13 protein-coding genes are annotated in these 15,860 nt (G+C 61.3%); 7 read left to right on the top strand and 6 right to left on the bottom strand.

The genetic code is table 11. From position 1 onward, the window contains the following. Positions 1-7 precede the first annotated feature (7 nt). From ACR0J1_RS05570 to xdhA, 4 genes are read right to left on the bottom strand one after another with little or no spacing between them, the layout of a single operon-like run. Positions 8-1,525, bottom strand: a complete 1,518-nt coding sequence (locus tag ACR0J1_RS05570) for an ABC transporter ATP-binding protein (RefSeq protein ID WP_480731255.1) — start codon at positions 1,523-1,525, stop codon at positions 8-10. Further along, a complete protein-coding gene (gene xdhC / locus ACR0J1_RS05565; RefSeq protein ID WP_480731253.1) occupies positions 1,522-2,457 on the bottom strand; it encodes a xanthine dehydrogenase accessory protein XdhC in 936 nt (311 codons plus the stop codon). Before xdhC ends, ACR0J1_RS05570 begins: the two co-directional genes overlap by 4 nt. Beyond that, the gene (gene xdhB / locus ACR0J1_RS05560) at positions 2,457-4,859 is read right to left on the bottom strand and encodes a xanthine dehydrogenase molybdopterin binding subunit (RefSeq protein WP_480731251.1); all 2,403 of its coding nucleotides are present in this window, start codon (positions 4,857-4,859) and stop codon (positions 2,457-2,459) included. Before xdhB ends, xdhC begins: the two co-directional genes overlap by 1 nt. Then, positions 4,856-6,253 (bottom strand): xanthine dehydrogenase small subunit, encoded by a 1,398-nt coding sequence (gene xdhA, locus ACR0J1_RS05555; protein ID WP_480731250.1) that lies wholly within the window; start codon positions 6,251-6,253, stop codon positions 4,856-4,858. The genes xdhB and xdhA overlap by 4 nt, the downstream gene beginning before the upstream one ends. Before the next feature lie 342 nt (positions 6,254-6,595). Here xdhA and dnaE point away from each other — a divergent pair, with 342 nt between their 5' ends. The 4 genes from dnaE to ACR0J1_RS05535 all read left to right on the top strand — a co-directional run bounded on the left by dnaE (position 6,596) and on the right by ACR0J1_RS05535 (position 11,795). Continuing rightward, positions 6,596-10,096 carry a DNA polymerase III subunit alpha gene (gene dnaE, locus ACR0J1_RS05550; protein ID WP_480731248.1) on the top strand — a complete coding sequence of 1,167 codons (3,501 nt, stop codon included), beginning with the start codon at positions 6,596-6,598 and terminating at the stop codon, positions 10,094-10,096. An 86-nt stretch (positions 10,097-10,182) separates the two neighbouring features. Continuing rightward, positions 10,183-10,392 (top strand): YMGG-like glycine zipper-containing protein, encoded by a 210-nt coding sequence (locus ACR0J1_RS05545; RefSeq protein WP_480731246.1) that lies wholly within the window; start codon positions 10,183-10,185, stop codon positions 10,390-10,392. A gap of 29 nt (positions 10,393-10,421) precedes the next feature. Next, a complete protein-coding gene (locus ACR0J1_RS05540; protein WP_480731244.1) occupies positions 10,422-10,763 on the top strand; it encodes a hypothetical protein in 342 nt (113 codons plus the stop codon). Positions 10,764-10,889: 126 nt separating this feature from the next. Next, positions 10,890-11,795, top strand: a complete 906-nt coding sequence (locus ACR0J1_RS05535) for a hypothetical protein (RefSeq protein ID WP_480731242.1) — start codon at positions 10,890-10,892, stop codon at positions 11,793-11,795. A gap of 14 nt (positions 11,796-11,809) precedes the next feature. On the opposite strand, the gene ACR0J1_RS05530 is transcribed toward ACR0J1_RS05535, so the two are convergent. Continuing rightward, a complete protein-coding gene (locus ACR0J1_RS05530; protein ID WP_480731240.1) occupies positions 11,810-12,004 on the bottom strand; it encodes a SlyX family protein in 195 nt (64 codons plus the stop codon). Between the two features lie 135 nt (positions 12,005-12,139). On the opposite strand from ACR0J1_RS05530, the gene hisS reads away from it, so the two are divergent. The 3 genes from hisS to hisG are packed head-to-tail and all read left to right on the top strand — an operon-like array spanning position 12,140 to position 15,411. Continuing rightward, a complete protein-coding gene (hisS, locus tag ACR0J1_RS05525; RefSeq protein ID WP_480731238.1) occupies positions 12,140-13,627 on the top strand; it encodes a histidine--tRNA ligase in 1,488 nt (495 codons plus the stop codon). Between the two features lie 3 nt (positions 13,628-13,630). Continuing rightward, entirely contained in the window at positions 13,631-14,719 is a 1,089-nt protein-coding gene (locus tag ACR0J1_RS05520; RefSeq protein WP_480731237.1) for an ATP phosphoribosyltransferase regulatory subunit, read from the top strand. Continuing rightward, complete coding sequence (hisG, locus tag ACR0J1_RS05515) at positions 14,716-15,411, top strand: ATP phosphoribosyltransferase (protein WP_480731235.1); 696 nt, start codon at positions 14,716-14,718, stop codon at positions 15,409-15,411. The genes ACR0J1_RS05520 and hisG overlap by 4 nt, the downstream gene beginning before the upstream one ends. On the opposite strand, the gene ACR0J1_RS05510 is transcribed toward hisG, so the two are convergent. Beyond that, positions 15,408-15,839 (bottom strand): DUF1489 family protein, encoded by a 432-nt coding sequence (locus tag ACR0J1_RS05510; RefSeq protein ID WP_480731233.1) that lies wholly within the window; start codon positions 15,837-15,839, stop codon positions 15,408-15,410. The two genes, hisG and ACR0J1_RS05510, sit on opposite strands and share 4 nt — an antisense overlap. Positions 15,840-15,860 lie beyond the last annotated feature (21 nt).

Here is a 15,860-nt window from a genome sequence, read left to right as displayed (position 1 = left end):
CGACTGCTCAAACATGCGCAACCTCCATGCCATGGGCGCCACCCATCATCAGGCCGATCTCGTCCACTGTCAGACCGGTGGTCTCGCGTGGTGCGCTCAGCCGCCCTTCATTCAGGGCTGCGAAACTGTCCGAGATTTCCATCAACTCATCGAGGTCCTGCGAAATGCAGATGACTGCTGTCCCCTTGGCCGCCAGATCCAGAATAGCCTGCCGGATCGAGGCCGCGGCGGCGGCATCCACCCCCCAGGTCGGCTGGTTCACCACCAGAACATCGGGGTTTTGCAACACCTCGCGACCGATCACGAATTTCTGCAGGTTCCCGCCCGATAACGAGCGCGCTGCGTTCTCGGGTCCCGGCGTCCGGACGTCAAAAACGCTGATGATCTTCTCAGCAAAACTCTTGGTTTCGGCCCATTTGAGGAAGCCGTTGCTCTCCAGCCCTTCCCGGACCGACCCGGTCAAGAAGGCATTTTCGGTCAGGCTCATATCCGGCGCTGCAGCGTGGCCCAATCGTTCTTCGGGCGCAGTCAGAACGCCCAGCTTGCGGCGCGCGGTCGGTCCGAGTTTGCCAATCGGCTGCCCCTGGAATTTGATGGCGTCGGCGGCTGTCGTGATTTCCCCCGACAAAACACCCAGCAGTTCGTCCTGCCCATTCCCGGCGACGCCACCGATGCCCAGCACCTCTCCCTTGCGGACCGTCATATGGACGTTCTTCAGGGCCGTCCCAAACTCGGATGGCGAGGGCACCGACAATCCGCTGACATCCAGCGCGATCTCACCGAACTCACGGCCCGAACGCTCAGGTGTCTGCAGACTCGATCCCACCATCATCTCGGCCATATCCCGCGCCGAGGTCTCAGCCGGAACGCACTCGCCTACATTTTTGCCCAACCGCAGGATCGTGGCGTGATCGCAAAGCGTGCGGATTTCTTCCAGCTTGTGCGAAATATACAGGATCGACGTGCCCTCGGAGCGCAATTTGTTCAGCGTTTCGAAAAGGATATCGACCTCCTGAGGCGTCAGCACGCTCGTTGGCTCATCCATGATCAACAGCTTCGGGTCCTGCAGCAGGCAGCGAATGATCTCGACCCGCTGCCGCTCTCCGGCAGACAGATCGCCAACCGTGCGATAGGGGTCCAGCGGCAGGCCATAGGTTTCTGACACTTCCCGGATACGCGAGGCAAGATCGCCCATAGGAGGCGGGTTTTCCATCCCCAGCGCGATGTTCTCGGCGACGTTCAACGCATCGAACAGCGAGAAATGCTGAAATACCATCGCAATCCCGTCGCCACGCGCCGCGCGGGGTTCAGGTGGGGCAAAAGGCTGCCCGCGCAGCAGCATCGTGCCGCTGTCGGGTTTCACCAGACCATAGATCATCTTGACCAGCGTGGACTTCCCAGCGCCGTTTTCGCCCAACAAGGCGTGAACCTCGCCTTCGCCGATGTCAAAAGACACCTGATCATTGGCCACGACGCCGGGATAGGCTTTGGTCAGCCCTTGAAGGCTCAAAAGTGGAGTGGTCACGCGCTCAGGTCCTTCTTCAACGTTGTCTGCCGGGCCGGGCGCAGGAGCTGCGCGGCGACGCCGACGGCGATCATTTGCGGGTGTTTGCCCAGGCCCGGATCGCCGATCGGGCAGGTAATCCGGCTGATCCGCTCGGGAGAGTGTCCCAGGGCCGCAAGCCGCGACCGGAATCGCGCCCATTTCGTAGCCGAGCCGATCAGTCCCGCAAAGCGAAAATCATGCGAAAGCAGCCGGTTGCACAGCTCCAGATCCAGAGTGTGCGAATAAGTCAGCACAAGATGCTCGGCATCCGTCGGCGCATGGCGCACCAATTCAGTAGGTCTGGCCGTTGGAACAACGGTCACTCCGGTGGGGACAGTATCGGGAAAACGCTCAGAGCTCGTATCGACCCATGTGATTGCGAGATCAGGCAGCGGTGCCAGAACATCGACCAAGGCACGACCGACGTGGCCTGCGCCCCAAATCCATAGGTCGCGGGTCGGTTTGTGGACTGGCTCGATCATCCAACCGTCGACCAGTTGCGGCTCGGGCGCGATGCCCTGACTGCGCGCCGACGCCAGCAGCCGTTTGACCGACAGGGGCATGTCTCCGCCGGACGGAGCGCGCGCGATCACAGTGTTGTCTAGCGCGTTGACGGTGTCCCAGTCATAGGCCTCGCTCAGCAGCGATACAGCGCCGCCGCAGCATTGGCCCATATCCGGACCAAGCGCGTGATGGGTCAGGCGCGCCGGGGTCGCTTGGGACATCGCGGCTTCGGCTGCTTGATACTCCAGCGTACCGCCGCCGATGGTGCCGCTCTGGCCTTCGGGCCAGACCAGCATTGCAGCGCCCACCTCTCGCGGGGACGAGCCTTTGATTCCGGCGATGACAACGCGGACCACGCGTCCGTGGGTTTTGACCGCCTCCCTCAAAGCCTCCACGTCAAATCCCATCAGATGTCTCCCTTCATCCGTTGGACACCGCGCCAGACCTCTTCAGCCGTCGCAGGCGCGTCCAGCGCAGGGTAGGCGGAGCCGCAGGCGGCAACTGCATTCGACAGAGCCAGCCAGGCCGAAATACCCAGCATAAAGGGCGGCTCACCCACCGCTTTTGAGCGATAGATCGTGTCCTCGCGGTTCTGGCCATCCCAAAGCGCGACGTTGAAGATGTCAGGCCGGTCCGAGCAGGCGGGGATTTTGTAGGTCGAGGGCGCGTGCGTGCGCAGATTGCCCTGGCCATCCCAAACCAGTTCTTCGGTCGTCAGCCAGCCCGCACCTTGCACATAGCCACCTTCGACCTGCCCAATATCCAGTGCCGGGTTCAGCGATGCGCCTGCATCATGCAGGATGTCGGTGCGCAGGATGCGGTTTTCGCCGGTCAGAGTGTCGATCGCCACTTCGGTGACGGATGCGCCATAGGCGAAGTAGAAGAACGGACGGCCTCGGCCTGCGATCCGGTCCCATTCGATTTTGGGGGTCTTGTAGAACCCGGTTGCTGACAGGCTGACACGGCCCTGATAGGCCAACGCGGCGGCTTCGGCGAAGGTATAGCGCGCTTCACCAATTGAAACCTGGCCGTCCGCGAATGTGACCGCCGATGGATCGGCCTGATGCCGTTCGGCCAGATAGTCGGCCATCCGGCCTCGGATCGTGTCACAGGCGGCCTTTACCGCCATCCCGTTCAGGTCACTGCCCGAGGACGCCGCCGTGGCCGACGTGTTCGGCACTTTGGCAGTGTCGGTGGCGGTGATCTTGACCATCTCCAATGGGATGCCGAACCGCGAGGCCGCGACTTGGGCGACCTTCTGGAACAGGCCCTGTCCCATCTCGGTACCGCCATGGTTCAGGTGGACTGAACCGTCTTGGTATACATGCACCAGCGCGCCCGCCTGGTTCAGGTGGGTCAGCGTAAAGGAAATCCCGAATTTGACCGGAGAGAAAGCGATGCCCTTTTTGATCACGCTGTTCTCGGCATTCCATTTCGCGATGGCGGCTTTCCGCGCGGCATAGTCGCTGGTCTTCAGTAGCGCTTCGGTCATGCCGTGCAGCTCAAAATCGCTGACCTCCATACCGTAGGGCGTGGTGTTGCCGCCTGTGGGCAAAGGGCGCACGGGCGCGTCGCCCATCTCAACTGCGCCGCGGCTTGTCAGGTCTTCATGTGGGTCGGGATGACCTAATGGTTTCTCCGCCGGTGCAGCCTCAGCAGTCTTGTGAGCGGGCTCATAGTAGTTGCGTCGGCGCAGTTCGACCGGGTCCAGCCCCAACGCATGCGCGGCGTGGTCCATCACCCGCTCGATCCCGACCATGCCCTGAGGGCCGCCGAACCCGCGATAGGCGGTGGCGGATTGGGTGTTGGTCTTCAGCCGGTGGCTCTCGATCCGCGCATTGGGCAGAAGGTAGGCGTTGTCCGAATGCAGCATCGCGCGGTCGGCGACGGGCAGAGACAGGTCCTGCGCCCAGCCGCAAATCGCGTGGTGCAAGAAGGAAACACCCTGAATATGCCCGTTCTCATCGAACCCGGCCTTGTAGGAAATCCGGAACGCATGGCGCTTGCCGGTGATGATCATGTCATCATCGCGGTCATAGCGCATCTTGCAGGCTTTGCCAGTCGCGCGAGCCGCCACGGCACAGGCAACAGCCAATGCGTTGCCCTGACTTTCCTTGCCGCCAAATCCGCCACCCATGCGGCGGGTCTCGACGCGAACGGCGTGCATTGGAACGCCCAGGGCATCCGCCACCTTGTGTTGAATCTCAGTCGGATGCTGGGTCGAGGAATGCACCAGCATATCCGCGCCCTCATTCGGCACGGCCAGAGCGGCCTGACCTTCCAGATAGAAATGTTCCTGCCCGCCTAGCTCGAATGTGCCTTCGATCACATGCGGCGCGCCGGCAATGGCTGCGTCGGCATCGCCTTTGGCGTAGATGCGCGGGCCGTCTTCGAACCGGCTATCGGCGGCCAGAGCGTCTTCGACGGTCAGGATCGGGGTTTCTTCGGCGTAGTCGATCTTGCCTAGTCGCGCTGCCTTGCGGGCGGCCAGATGGCTGGTGGCGACAACCAGAAACACCGGCTGGCCGATATAGTGGACCGTGCCGTCCGACAGTAGGGGTTCGTCATGAATGGACGGGGAAACGTCATTGGCAAAGGGCAGGTCGTCTGCTGTTATCACCATGACAACACCGTCGGCAGATTTGACCGCTGACAGGTCCATCGCGGTGATCCTGCCCTTGGCAATCGGGCTGAGGCCGAAGGCGAGATGCAGCGATCCTTTCGGGGTCGGAATGTCATCCACGTACCGCGCAGAGCCGGAGACATGCAGTGGGGCCGCGTCGTGGGGGAGGGGTTTGGACACGCTCATGCCAACACCTCCAGCACGTTGGTCACGTCGCCCTGATCTTCAAGGAAATAGCGTTTCAGCATCGCCTTGGCAGTTTCCAGACGGTAGGTGGCCGAGGCGCGCATGTCCGTGAGTGGTGAGTAATCCTTGGCAAAGGCAGGCAGCGCGGCGTCGATTGTCTCGCGCGTCCAGGGTTTGCCAGTCAGTGCGGCCTCTACGTGGCTTGCCCGTTTCGGAATGCCCGCCATGCCGCCAAACGCGATGCGCGCCTGTGTGACGGTGCTGCCCGAAACGGTGATATTGAAACAGCCGCAGACGGCCGAGATATCCTGATCGAACCGTTTGCTGAGCTTGTAGACCCTCAGTCGGTCGGGTTGGCGCGGAAAGCTGACGGCCTCGACGAATTCACCTGGCGCGCGGTCCTGTTTGCCGTAGTCGACGAAGAACTTCTCCAACGGAATCTGTCGCCGTTCGTCGCCCTTGCGCAGATGCAGGGTTGCGCCCAACGCGATCAGGGCGGGCGGGTTGTCTCCGATCGGTGAGCCATTGGCGATATTGCCGCCCACGGTGGCCGCGTGGCGGACCTGAACGCTGGCATAGCGGCGGATCATCTCGGCGTAGGAGGGGTGGTGGTCCGCTAACGCTGCGCCCATGCGGTTCATGTCGACCATCGCTCCAAAGCGGATTTCTTTGTCGGTGATCGTGATGTCCTTGAGGTCATCGCAGCGGCTAAGGAAAATCACCGGGTCGAGGTCGCGCAGTTGTTTGGTGACCCAGAGCCCCACGTCCGTCGCTCCGGCAATCAGAGTGGCGTCGGGGTGTTGCGTATAAAGCGCGGCCAGTTCGTCGGCGGTTTCGGGCAGAAAGGGGGGCTCTGCCCCCCGGCCTTCGGCCTCCCCCCGAGGTATTTTTGAACAAGAGAAGGATTGGTCGTTGGTCACCCATTCAGGGACCGGGTGGGGTTCGGCGGCTTTGGCGGCGCGGATGATCGGGGCGTAGCCGGTGCAGCGGCACAGGTTGCCTGCAAGCTGGTTGTCATGGTCGGTTGCGCCATTGGCGTGGCCCGCAACCATCGACATGATAAAGCCCGGTGTGCAGAAGCCGCATTGTGAGCCGTGCAGATCGACCATCGCCTGTTGCACCGGATGTGGTTCTTGATCGGGGCCGCTGGCTCCTTCGACCGTGCGGACCGCTTTACCGTGCAGTTGCGGCAGGAAGAGGATGCAGGAATTCAAGGCTTTGGCCGTGCCGTCTTCGGTGACCATGACCGTGCAGGCCCCGCAATCGCCTTCGTTGCAGCCTTCCTTGGTGCCGGTCAGGCCGCGATCCTCGCGCAGCCAATCCAGCAGGGTTGCTGTCGGATCGACATCCGCCAGTTCCACTGTCTCTCCGTTCAGAAGAAACGTGATGTTCATTCGAGAAACCCGTCGCGTTACCCTGTTGTGCCCGTTGGGCCCTCCTTCGATGCGACGTAGAAAGAGTGGCGGGCGAATTGCTTGCCGGTTGATGTTAGAAACAGCGCAGCCGATCTGGCAAGAAAAACTGCCTGCGGAATGCACCATTACACCGCGCAAGCGATGAAATGTCGCGCATGTCTGACATTCAGTCGTCTGAAACTAAAGTATTTTTTGTCTTTCGGGTCTGTCGCTTTCCGAAGCACCTTCTGGAAAAGCCGAATAATCAGAGCTGATTTTTTGAGCATCCCAAAGCGTCGGTTCACGCTTTTGCAGCGCCTCTGGCTGGGATAGCGTAGGGGTATGAGCAGTACCCCTCGATTCATTCACCTCCGCGTTCACACCGAATATTCTCTGCTGGAAGGCGCTGTGCGGCTGAAGAAGCTGCCGGGTCTGTGCGAGAAGGCCGAGATGCCTGCCGTTGCGGTGACGGACACCAATTCGATGTTCTCGGCGTTGGAGTTTTCCGTGACCGCCAGTGGTGCGGGTATTCAGCCGATCATGGGCTGTCAGGTTGATTTGGCGTTTGTGCAGGCGCAGCCGGGAGAAAAGGCCAAGGCGCCCGCGCCGCTGGTACTGCTGGCGCAGTCCGAGGCCGGGTATGAGAACCTGATGAAGCTGAGCACCTGTCTTTACGTGGACAAGGGCGGGCAGTTGCCGCAGGTCACGTTGGATGAGCTGGCCGAGAGGTCCGACGGTTTGATCTGCCTGACCGGCGGGCCGGAAGGGCCGGTGGGGATGTTGCTGCAGCAGGGGCAGCGCCCGGCGGCCGAGGCTCTGGTGGATCGGCTGGCTGGGATGTTCCCGGATCGTCTGTATATCGAGTTGCAGCGTCACCCCGGCGAGGATGGTCAGCCCGAGGCCGAACGCCTGACCGAGCGTGGGCATGTCGAGATGGCGTATGCCAAGAACCTGCCTCTGGTCGCCACCAATGACGTCTATTTCCCGACTTCGGATATGTATGAGGCGCATGATGCGCTGATTTGTATTGCCGAGGGGGCTTATGTCGACCAACAGGAGGGCCGCCGCCGTCTGACCGCACAGCATTATTTCAAGTCGCAGCAGGAAATGGTCACTCTGTTCGCTGACTTGCCTGAGGCTGTGGAGAATACGGTCGAAATCGCGCACCGCTGCGCTTTCATGGCCTATCGCCGCGATCCAATTCTGCCAAAATTTGCCGATGATGAGGTCGCGGAACTGCGTCGAATCGCCAATGAAGGCCTGCAAAAACGCCTCGCAGTGATCCCCCATGCAGTGACACCTGAGGAGTATCAGGAACGGCTGGATTTCGAGCTGGGCATCATCGAGGGCATGGGGTTTCCCGGCTACTTCCTGATCGTTGCAGACTTTATCCAATGGGCCAAGGACGAGGATATCCCAGTGGGGCCAGGGCGGGGCTCGGGTGCGGGCTCGCTGGTGGCTTATGCGCTGACGATCACCGACCTTGACCCGCTGCGCTATTCGCTGCTGTTCGAACGCTTCCTGAACCCCGAGCGGGTCTCTATGCCCGACTTTGATATCGACTTCTGCATGGATCGCAGGGAAGAGGTGATCCGCTACGTGCAGCAGAAATATGGGCGCGACAAGGTGGGGCAGATCATCACCTTTGGCGCGTTGCTTTCGAAGGCCGCCGTGCGCGATATCGGGCGGGTGCTGCAGATGCCATACGGGCAGGTGGATCGGCTGTCCAAGATGATCCCGGTTGAGGGGGTCAAGCCCGTCTCTATTGAAAAGGCGCTGAAAGACGAACCTCGTCTGCGCGAAGAAGCCCGCAACGAGGAGGTGGTCGACCGGCTGCTCACCTATGGCCGACAGGTCGAAGGCTTGTTGCGCAATGCCTCGACCCACGCGGCAGGGGTGGTGATCGGGGATCGGCCTCTGGATGCGCTGGTGCCGATCTATCAGGACCCGCGATCCGACATGCCCGCGACCCAGTTCAACATGAAATGGGTGGAACAGGCCGGGTTGGTCAAGTTCGACTTTCTGGGCCTGAAGACGCTGACCGTGATCCAGAACGCGATGGATTTGATCTTCAAATCCGGACGCGACCTTCACATCGCACCGGACGGCACCGAGCTTTATGAACCCGCCGAAGGCGCCGTGAACGAGATCAACGCTATCCCGCTGGACGATGAGGCGACTTATAAACTCTATTCGGCGGCCAAGACGGTTGCGGTGTTCCAGGTGGAATCCTCGGGCATGATGGATGCGCTCAAGCGGATGAAACCTGACTGTATCGAGGATATTATTGCCCTCGTCGCGCTGTATCGACCCGGCCCGATGGAGAACATCCCCAAGTTCTGCGAGGTCAAGAACAAGCTCAGCGAACGCGATACGCTGCACCCGTCCATCGACCATATTCTTGACGAGACGCAAGGCATCATCGTCTATCAGGAACAGGTGATGCAGATCGCGCAGGAAATGGCGGGCTATAGCCTTGGGGGCGCGGACCTGCTGCGCCGCGCGATGGGTAAGAAGATTCAAGAGGCGATGGATGCCGAGCGGCCCAAATTCCTGAAGGGCGCCGCCGAGAACGATGTGGATGAGGCCAAGGCGACCGAGGTCTGGAACCTTCTGGACAAGTTCGCCAACTACGGCTTCAACAAATCCCATGCGGCGGCCTATGCGGTGGTCAGCTATCAGACCGGTTGGCTGAAGGCGAACCATCCGGTCGAGTTCATGGCCGGTGTCATGAACTGCGATATCCACCTGACCGACAAGCTGGCCGTCTACTTCGAAGAGGTCCGCAAAGGGTTGGAACTGCCCTATGTACCGCCCTGCGTGAACCGATCGCAGTCAACCTTCGATGTGGTGAACGGTGAACTGGTCTATGCGCTGGGCGCGTTGAAAAACGTGGGCGTCGAAGCGATGAATTTGGTCGTCGAGGGGCGAGCGGGCAAACCGTTCGTCAACCTCTATGACTTTGCCCGCCGGGTTGACCTCAAGAAGGTCGGTAAGCGCCCGCTCGAGATGCTGGCGCGTTCGGGGGCCTTTGATCAGTTGGACGGAAACCGCCGTCGGGTGTTTGAAAGCCTTGATGCGCTGGTGGGCTATTCGGGCGCGATTCACGAACAACGCAACTCGAACCAGGTTTCGCTGTTCGGCGAGGCGGGCGACGACCTGCCTGAACCGCGCCTGTCGCCGAGCCCCGACTGGTTGCCAGCGGAACGGCTGAGCGAGGAATTCAAGGCCATCGGTTTCTATCTGTCCGGCCACCCGCTGGACGATTACATGCCCGCGCTCAAGCGCAAAAAGGTTCTGACGCTGGATGAGGTGACGGAAAAGGCACGTTCAGGACCGCTAATCGCCAAAATGGCGGGCGTCGTCGCCGGGCGGCAGGAACGCAAATCGGCCCGGGGCAACCGCTTTGCCTTTGCGCAATTGTCTGACCCGACCGGTGCGTATGAGGTCACGCTGTTCTCGGAAACGCTGGAAAAATCGCGCGAGTTTCTGGAAACCGGAGCGCAGGTGGTTCTGACCGCCGAGGCGACGATGGAGGCAGATCAGCTCAAGCTGTTGGGGCGCTCGGTCGGTCCGGTCGACGCGGTTGTGGCCGAGGCCGGAGCGACGGGTCTGCGCATCTATCTAGATCAGCCAGAGGTCTTGCCGACTGTTGCCAAGGTGCTCGAGGATGCGGGCGCGGCGGCCAAAGGCTCGGGCAAGGGGCCGATCCATCTGTGTCTGTTGGACCCTGCGCTGCCCGGCGACGTCGAGATGGATCTTGGCCGGGACTTCCCCATCAATCCGCAGATCAAGGGTGCGATCAAATCGCTGGATGGCGTGATGTCGGTCGAGGAAATCTGACTCGCCACCGCTTTGTTGCCACAAGCGGTGTGCCCGGCTAGGCTGAAAGTACAACCTCTCAGGTCATTTCACAGGAGGGTCCCGAAATGACGAATTCAGGTATTGTTTTCAAGACGCTGACGGTCGCTGCAACTTGTATGCTGGTGCTGACCACGGCGGTTCATGCGGACGACAAGAAGAAAAAGACCGTTACGGGCGCGTTGGTCGGTGCCGGCGTCGGCGCTTTGATCGGAGACGGGAAGGGCGCAGCTGTCGGTGGGGTGGCCGGGGCAATCATCGGACATAACTGGAAGTGAGCGCGATGAAGATGATGAGGAAAACAGCATTGGCAGGCCTTTCTTTGATCCTGCCGGTCGCCGCATTCGCAGATGATGCAGCCGAACAGATGGTTCAGGATGCCTTGCCCGTAATGCACTATACCTGCGCGTCGATCGCTGAAGAAGCGGATGGCGACGAAGCCTTTGTGGTGGCCGTTGTTGAAAAAATGACGGCTCTGTCCCTGTATAATCGCCAGATCAATATCGAAGATCATGCGACCACGGACGAAGAAAAAGCCCAACTGCGCGAGACCTTCATAGCTGCGCTATCCGAGGGCTGCGCTGCGGACAAGAATGCCCTTTTGGGCGGTGTGGTCGACAACGCAGTCAAATCGACGCTGGGGTTGTGATCGCGCAGCCCGTTGAAGCTGCCTTCCCCCGGCCTGAGTATTTCCGAGAAGGCCGGGGCTGTCTTATTCCGGACAACATCCTGAACGATAAACTGCTTTGAGAACGACTACTTAAGTATGCAAAGCATGTTTCGACTGATTTACCGACAACGCCGCCGATTGCTGTTTGGCACGGTTTTCCTGATGCTGAGTGGCATCGCAGAGGGTTGGGAGCAATTTGAAGGACAGTTTGCCGAGATGATTGCGGTCTCGGGTCCGCTCATCACGTGGCTGGCGCTTGGTCTGACTGCTTTGCTGGTCAGCGGCCTGGTGTTTGCAGGTCTTGCGCTGTTTGTTCTGATCTTCCGACGTTTTCGCATGATGGTTGAACTGGTATCATTCTGGCTTTTGCTGAACGGCACCCTCAAGCCTGCAGAGCATTTGGTTGAGCAATTCAACCTGCCTGCTGCTTCTTCGGGCATCATAATGCTTGTGTTGCTGCTGACGTTCATCGCCATCACTTACGGCACCGTACTCGACGGGCTACGCTTTCGTCTGGACTGGAAGTCCAGGCGTCGCGTACGCGTCCGGCGACCGATTGATGAGGTCTGGCCCGCCTTTGCGCTTGCTGAGTGCGGCCCCGAGGCGAATTGGGAACAGATATTGCATGACGCCCGGCCGGTCCCTGATGAGCCGGACAGTTTCGATATCTCATACCTGATGGGGCCGTCCATTTTCCAGCAACAGCGTCATACCGTGCTGGAAAGCGAGGCGCCGAACCACTACCACTATCGCTTTTCAGGCAACATAAACGCGAAGAACCGGCGTCTGACGGATGGTGAGTTTGATGTGACGCTGGAACCGGATGGCAAAGGGGGCACCTTCGTTACCGCATCACAGCACAACAAGGCCATGCTGCCGCGCACGGCGCTGGCGCTTTGGTTCGATGATCAACTCGGCGATGCTCTGGACGGGTTTGCAGCCCGTGCGCGTGGCAAAATGGACTGGTCAATGACCGGTTTGGAACATCGCAAGATCCTTAGCCTGACGTGACAGGCTGATGGTGTTCAGTAATGCGGCGGGCGTTCGTCGCCGTAGACGATTCCGCCTGATCCTTCCTGCGCGCGTTCTGCTTCGCGCAGGAACAGCATTTCAACGCGGCGGGTCAGGCGGTCGATCTCGTCCTGTTGCCGGGTGACGATCGTGTTCAACTCGTCGACGGTGCGGGTCAGGTGGGCGATCTGTTCTTCCAGATGCTGCATTCGGGGGCTCCTGTGCTTGCGCCGGTCATAGCGGCCAAGTGCCCCTATGACCAGAGAAACCGCGCGCCGCGCTTGCCCCGATGCGGGCCATGGGATAGACCGCGCGCGGAACACTAAGCCCCAAGGACGCCCCACATGGCCAAGCCCAAGAAACAGCCCCGCCCCAAGGCCGTCACGCCGAAAGGGTTCCGCGACTATTTCGGCCAGGAAGTCTCGCAGCGCACAGAGATGCTGCGGACGATTGCGGGTGTCTATCATCACTATGGGTTCGACGCTTTGGAAAGCAGCGCGGTTGAAACCGTCGAAGCGCTGGGCAAGTTCCTGCCTGACGTGGATCGCCCGAACGAAGGCGTCTTTGCGTGGCAGGAATTTGACGAAGGCGGCAACGGCGACTGGATGGCCCTGCGCTATGACCTGACCGCGCCTCTGGCCCGCGTCTATGCGCAGCACCGCAACGACCTGCCAACGCCCTATCGCCGCTATGCGATGGGTCCGGTCTGGCGGAACGAAAAGCCGGGGCCGGGGCGGTATCGTCAGTTTTATCAATGCGATGCGGATACGGTGGGCACGGCATCGATGGCTGCGGATGCAGAGATTTGCGCGATGCTGTCGGACACGCTGGAGACTGTTGGCATCCCGCGCGGCGACTATCTGGTGCGAGTCAACAACCGCAAGGTTCTGAACGGCGTGCTTGAGGCGATGGGGCTGGGCGAAGACCTCGCTGCCCGCGACAATGTCCTGCGCACCATCGACAAGTTCGACAAGGTGGGCGAGGCCGGTGTGCGCGAGCTGCTGACCAAGGGCCGGCTGGATGCCTCGGGTGCGTTTATCGACGGGGTGGGTCTGAGCGACGATCAGGCAGAGCCGGTGATTGCTTTCCTGACCTCGAAGGCCGCTGATACCGCCGGGACTCTGGCCAATCTGCGTGCTGCGGTTGGCGACAGCAAGATTGGCGCGGACGGGATTGCCGAGTTGGAACAGATCGGTGCGCTGTTGGATGCAGGCGGCTATGGCGCGGACCGGATCGAGATTGACCCATCGGTCGTCCGAGGCCTCGGCTACTACACCGGCCCGGTTTATGAGGCCGAACTGACCTTTGAGATTTTCGACGAAAAAGGCCGCAAGCGGCAATTCGGGTCGGTCTCGGGCGGCGGTCGCTATGACGATTTGGTCAAACGCTTCACCGGGCAGGAAGTGCCCGCAACCGGTATCTCAATCGGCGTGGACCGCCTGCTGGCCGCCTTGCGTGAGAAGGGCCGGATCACCGCGCAGACGACGGGTCCTGTCGTCGTGACGGTCATGGACCGCGACCGGATGGCCGACTATCAGGCCATGGTTGCCGAACTGCGCAACGCGGGTATCCGGGCTGAGGTTTATCTGGGCAACCCCAAGAACTTCGGCAATCAGCTGAAATATGCGGACAAGCGGAACTCACCCATTGCGGTGATCGAAGGCGGCGATGAAAGGGCCAACGGGATCGTGCAAATCAAGGACCTCATCCTTGGCGCAAAGATCGCCGAAAGCGCCACGCTTGAGGAATGGAAAGAACGCCCCAGCCAGTTCGAAGTGCCGCGCGGTGATCTGGTCGCCAAAGTGCGCGAAATTCTGGACAGTCAGGACTGAGCGATGCCCAACCGTTCCCAGATACAGGCCCGCGCCGCGATGATGCGCGTCCGGTTCGAAGCCGCAGGGGGGCAGGTGGTCGATACGCCGCTGCTGCAACCCGCAGGCACTCTGCTGGATCTCTATGGCGAGGATATCCGCGCGCGCGCCTACGTCACCTCGGATGCGCTACGGGGCGAGCAGATGCTGCGCCCCGACTTCACCCTGCCCGTAGTGCAGATGCACATGCACGAAGGGGCTGAGCCGGCGCGCTATACCTATTCGGGCGAGGTCTTCCGGCGGCAGGAGCATGATCCGGACCGGTCCAACGAATATGTTCAGGTCGGATACGAGGTGTTCGATCGTGACGATCCGGCCGGGGCGGATGCCGAGGTGTTCTCGCTATTTGCCCTGCAACTGCGCGGCCTGCCGCTGCGCGCAGCGACCGGGGATATCGGTATTCTGACCGCAGCCATTCAAGGCTTGCGCACGTCCGACCGGCGCAAAGAGGCGCTGATGCGGCATCTCTGGCGTCCGCGCCGGTTCCGCGTTTTGCTGGACCGCTTTGCCGGGCGCGTCGCGGACCCGGCCAGCCGCACCGCGCTGCTGGATGCCGATGATCCGATGGCGTTTGACGCGCCGATGATCGGCAAACGCCGGGCTGCTGAGATCGAGGAACGGATTGCGATCCTGCGCGAAGACCGCGAGACGCCGCCGATTTCGGATACCGAGATGGCCGGGCTGGAGTCGCTGCTAACGGTGCGTGAGACGATGCCCTTCGCGCTGGAACATCTGCGGGATATCGCGGTGGACCTGCCGCAGATCAACCCGGCGCTCGACCGGCTTGAGGCGCGGATCGCCGCGTTGCAGGCGCGCGGGGTCGATACGGCGGGGCTGGATTTCGAAGCCTCGTATGGCCGTACCTCGATGGAGTACTACGATGGCTTCGTCTTTGGCTTCTATGCTGAACGCCGCCCCGATTTGCCGCCCATCGCCACCGGTGGGCGCTATGATGCGCTGACACGGCAGTTGGGGGAGGGGGCCGAAATCCCCGCCGTCGGCGGCGTGATCCGCCCCGACCTGATGCTGGAGATTGAGGAGGGCGCGCGATGAGCCTGAAACTCGGCGTGCCCTCGAAGGGCCGGTTGATGGAGAAGACCTTTGGATGGTTCGCCAAGCGCGGCATCACCCTGTCGCGCAGCGGCTCGGACCGGGAATATGCGGGCAAGGTCGAGGGGATCGACGGGGTCTCGCTGATCCTGCTATCGGCGGGGGAAATCCCGCGCGAACTGGCAGCCGGGCGCATTCATCTGGGCGTTACCGGCATTGATCTGGTCCATGAAAAACTGCCCCGTTGGGAACAGCAGGTGGAAAGCATTGCCGAACTGGGGATCGGGCAGGCCGATCTTATTATCGCCACCCCGGCCTGTTGGGTCGATGTGGAAACGCTGGGCGATCTGGATGCGACCGCGGCGGCGTTTCGCCGGACCCATGGGCATCGGCTGCGGATTGCCACCAAATATCACCGGCTGGTGCGCGAGTTTCTGACCGATGCCGGGGTCGCCGACTACACGCTGGTCGACAGTCAGGGCGCGACCGAAGGCACGGTGGTGAACGAAACCGCCGAGGCGATTGCCGACATCACCTCGACCGGGGAAACCCTGCGCGCCAACCACCTGAGGCCGCTTTCAGACGGGCTGATCCTGCGCTCGCAGGCGACGCTGTGGCGCAGCCGGGTGGCAGGTTATGAGGCCGCAGACAAGGCGGTTCTGTCCGAGATCATGGATCGGCTGGGGGCCGCCTAGAGCACTCCGATTTCCGCCAGCGCGCGGTTCAGGTCGTCGGGCAGGGCATCGTCTTGCGCGCGACCCTTGGGCAGATCGGCGGGGGTATCCTCGGGTTTCAGATAGCGCCAGCCTTGGAACGGGCGTTTCAAGGCGGTTTGGGTGCGATGCACTTCGGGGTCCAGCACGATGGCGCAGCGGCGGATGCCGTCCTCGCCACGCACTTCGTCCAGCCGCAGGATGCGCTGGCGGCATTGCACGACACCCTTGATCACCCAATAAATTGATCCGCCATTCAGAATCTCGGCCTCGCGCTTGGGCCACATCCGGGTGACGTGGCGCGGGCAGCCGTCCTCATACAGCGGCCTGCGGCTGTCTTGCCAGGCCAGCAGCGTTTCGACGCTTTCCGAGCCGACCGACAGTTTGATCAGGTTTACGTACTTATCCACAGCTTTCCCACAGAGTCGTCC

Source organism: Ruegeria sp. CJ3 (genome assembly GCF_056536725.1).
This window is presented reverse-complemented; position numbering and strand designations above follow the sequence as displayed.